The organism is Oleiphilus sp. HI0079 (assembly GCF_001635105.1).
Genome location: NZ_LWFT01000722.1, coordinates 1 through 372 on the forward strand (window position 1 = coordinate 1; position 372 = coordinate 372).

1 protein-coding gene is annotated in these 372 nt (G+C 36.6%); it reads right to left on the reverse strand.

Annotated elements, in window-relative coordinates; genetic code table 11:
• Nucleotides 1-337 (reverse strand): hypothetical protein (locus A3750_RS26875; protein WP_231871818.1); only part of this gene is annotated, 337 nt, incomplete at its 3' end.
• Nucleotides 338-372: the final 35 nt, after the last annotated feature.

Sequence of the window (372 nt, forward strand, 5' to 3'; positions counted from 1 at the left end):
AATTATCATCTAGCAGTGATATATCTGCTTTTATTAAGAAAATATACGAATCCAAGATCTTCCCGAATATCTCTAATACTCTTTCTCTGTTCATTAACAGCTCAGTACTTCTGAAAACCTTAGAGAACAAGACTAGTTCCTTTTTATACCTGGAAGAAGAACACTTAAGAGTCTCTGAATCGGCAAAATCGCTATTTAGATTTTTAAGTTCACAAGGCCCTGGTTTTCTATCTGCCAACGGGGATATCTGATCCTGCTGCTGATCAAAACGCTGCCTGTCAGCTTTGTACTCATTAATTTTATTTTCAAATTCATCTGTGGAAGAAGCCAGATCCAAGATTGAAGTGCTCTTAAGATCATTAAGATCAAGCG